The sequence below is a fragment of the Bradyrhizobium sp. NAS96.2 genome, assembly GCF_001908235.1.
In the GTDB taxonomy this organism is placed as follows: domain Bacteria; phylum Pseudomonadota; class Alphaproteobacteria; order Rhizobiales; family Xanthobacteraceae; genus Bradyrhizobium.
The window spans coordinates 1-2477 of sequence record NZ_LGHK01000348.1 but is presented as its reverse complement, the minus strand read 5'-3'; the positions used below and the strand labels follow the sequence as shown (position 1 = coordinate 2477).

3 protein-coding genes and 1 pseudogene are annotated in these 2477 nt (G+C 66.9%); 2 read left to right on the top strand and 2 right to left on the bottom strand.

The features are described 5' to 3' along the window. Positions 1-200 (bottom strand): annotated as a pseudogene (locus tag AC628_RS41145) (hypothetical protein); the annotation flags it as partial. Between the two features lie 206 nt (positions 201-406). Between AC628_RS41145 and AC628_RS41140 the strand changes: the two are divergent. Continuing rightward, complete coding sequence (locus tag AC628_RS41140) at positions 407-688, top strand: PsiF family protein (protein WP_050419520.1); 282 nt, start codon at positions 407-409, stop codon at positions 686-688. Positions 689-961: 273 nt separating this feature from the next. After that, positions 962-2047, top strand: coding sequence for an AbrB family transcriptional regulator (locus AC628_RS41135; protein ID WP_143202093.1), 1086 nt, complete (start codon positions 962-964; stop codon positions 2045-2047). A 142-nt stretch (positions 2048-2189) separates the two neighbouring features. Here the strand turns inward: AC628_RS41135 and AC628_RS41130 are convergent. Continuing rightward, on the bottom strand, positions 2190-2477 hold a 288-nt coding region (locus tag AC628_RS41130), incomplete at its 5' end, for a disulfide bond formation protein B (RefSeq protein WP_143202092.1).

The window sequence follows — 2477 nt, the reverse complement described above, 5'->3', positions numbered from 1 at the left end:
GCGGCCGGGGTCGCGTCGGCGCCGCATTGCGCCTTGCGGAAATCATTCCACTTCTGGCCGTTGAGGGTGCCGGCCGTCTTGGCCGCCTGGTACTTGGCGCTGCATTCCTGCGCGGTCAGGGCCTGCGCCGGCGCGCTCGCCGCAAAGGCTGCAAAGCCCGACACCGCAATCACACACAACAATCTGGTCTGAATGGTCATCCCTGGTCTCCCGTCATCCCTGGTTTCCCGTTGGTTTCCCTTGGGGGGCATTGGCGTAAGACCATTATCCTAGCGCAACCCCGACTTGCGACAACGTGCGAGCGCGCCTGCGCATTAAAATATTGTGGCGGCAGGACCACCGCATGTTCATCCACGGTTCATCATCGCCGCGCAACGTTTCGGCCTCCGTTCCTCAGAGGTGCCCCATGATGAAGATTTCCTCGCTTGCGACCGTGACCGCCCTTGCCTCCGCGCTGCTGATCGGCGGTGCCTTCGCGCAAACCGCCGCGCCCGCCGCCAAGGACGCCGCTCCCAAGGCCGACGCGAAGATGGCCAAGGAAGCCAAGCCACGCACCGCCGAGTCGCTGGAATGCTCGAAGGAGGCCGACGCCAAGGGCCTGCACGGCAAGGAGCGCAAGAAATTCCGCTCCGAGTGCAAGAAGAACGCGTCGGGCGGCGGCGCCGCTGCGCCCGCGGGCACGAAGTAACACACGCACCGTGGCCACCCTCCCCTCGAGGGGGAGGGTCGGCACACGTTGAGCGCAGCGAAACGTGTGTCGGGGTGGGGTGATCTCTCAACACGGGCAGCTCCCGATAGGAGAGACCGTCACCCCGCCCCGCCGCTCATTTCATTCGCGTCGACCCTCCCCCTCCAGGGCCCCGCAAGGGGAGGGTGAAGGAGGATTCCCCGAGAATTCGGGCGCAATGCTGCAATCGCGAGATGCATTTGTCGCGTCCGCGCGAATTTGCCATAAGGCGGCGTGACCCTGATCCGCGCTTCGATGGCAACGGCCATTCCCGACCGCAGCAAAGTTCTGAACGGGCTCGAGACCCTCGTCATCGGCGCCGCTGGCGGCGTGCTGTTTTTATGGGCGGGATTGCCGGGCGGCCTGATCTCGGGAGCGATGTGCGCGGTCGGGATCGCAGCATTGGCTGGCCGGCCGCTCGCGGTGCCGCCGGTGCTGACGCAATCGGTGCTGCTGCTGCTCGGCATCTCGCTCGGCTCGCTGATGTCGCAGCAATTGCTGCAGCATATGAGCTCCTATCCGCTGACGATTGCCCTGCTGGCACTGGCGACGTTCTGCTCGACCTTCGGCTCGAGCCTCTATCTGCAGCGCGTCCACGGCTGGGACCAGACCTCGGCCTTCCTCGCCGGCAGCCCGGGCGCGCTCTCGCAGATCACGATCCTCGCCGCGGAGAAGGGTGCCGACGTCGCGGCGATCGCCGTGGTGCAGACCATGCGGGTCATCATCCTGACCGCGGCGCTGCCGCTGGTGCTTGCGCTGACCGGGGTGACGCATGCCGCACCGCCGCCATTGCCGACGAGCGTTGCCTCGCCGTTCGGCCTCTTCGCGCTGGTCGCCGGGTCGATCGGCGTCTCGCTGCTGCTGCGCTGGATCAAATTTCCCGCCAGCTGGATGTTCGGCGCGATGCTCGCCTCCAGCCTGCTGCATGGCTCGGACCTGGTCGATGGCGGCCTGCCGCCCTGGCTGCGCAACGTCGCGCTGGTCGGCATCGGCGCGCTGATCGGCACCCGCTTTGCGCGGATGAAGACCTCGACCCTGCTCAGCCACGTCAATGCCGGGCTCGGCTCGTTCGCGATCGCGATCCTGATCTCGGCGGTGTTCGTCGCGGTGATCGGCTTCACCACCCATGTGCGGCTCGCCGACGTCGTGGTCGCCTTCGCGCCCGGCGCGATGGACGCAATGCTGGCGCTGGCCCTGACGCTGCACATCGACCCGATCTTCGTCGGCGCGCATCACCTGTCGCGGTTCTTGTTCGTGACCATCTCGACGCCGGGCATCATCCATCTGTTCGGACGGCCGCAGGACGACGTCGACGATTAGATGCTGTTGGTCCCGTCATCCTGAGGAGCGCGGAACGCGCGTCTAGAAGGATGCACGGCCCGGCCGGTGGCCGTGCATCCTTCGAGACGGCCGCTGACGCGGCCTCCTCAGCATGACGGAAAACGGGAAAAGCGGCTCGACCTCAAGCCTTCGCGGCCCGCATCACGCCCCGGCCGGCGATCGCGGCCATCAGCAGCGAAATCAGCACGTTGTAGCCGGCCAGCGAGACGCCGAGGAAGCGCCACTGCACCTCGTCGCAGCGGACCACCTTGACCTTGTCGAGCTGATCCAGCAGCGAGCCGGCCTTGCCGAAATCCACCATCGGGCCGGTGCAATCGGTCGGCCCCTGCCAGAACCCCCATTCGACGCCGGCGTGATAGGCGCCGAGCCCCGCATTGGCGAGCGCGGCGAGGCCGAGGATCGCAAGACC

Excerpts from the sequence above, each read along its gene's own strand:
- AC628_RS41140 (WP_050419520.1), top strand. The coding sequence starts at position 407 with ATGATGAAGATTTCCTCGCTTGCGACCGTGACCGCCCTTGCCTCCGCG.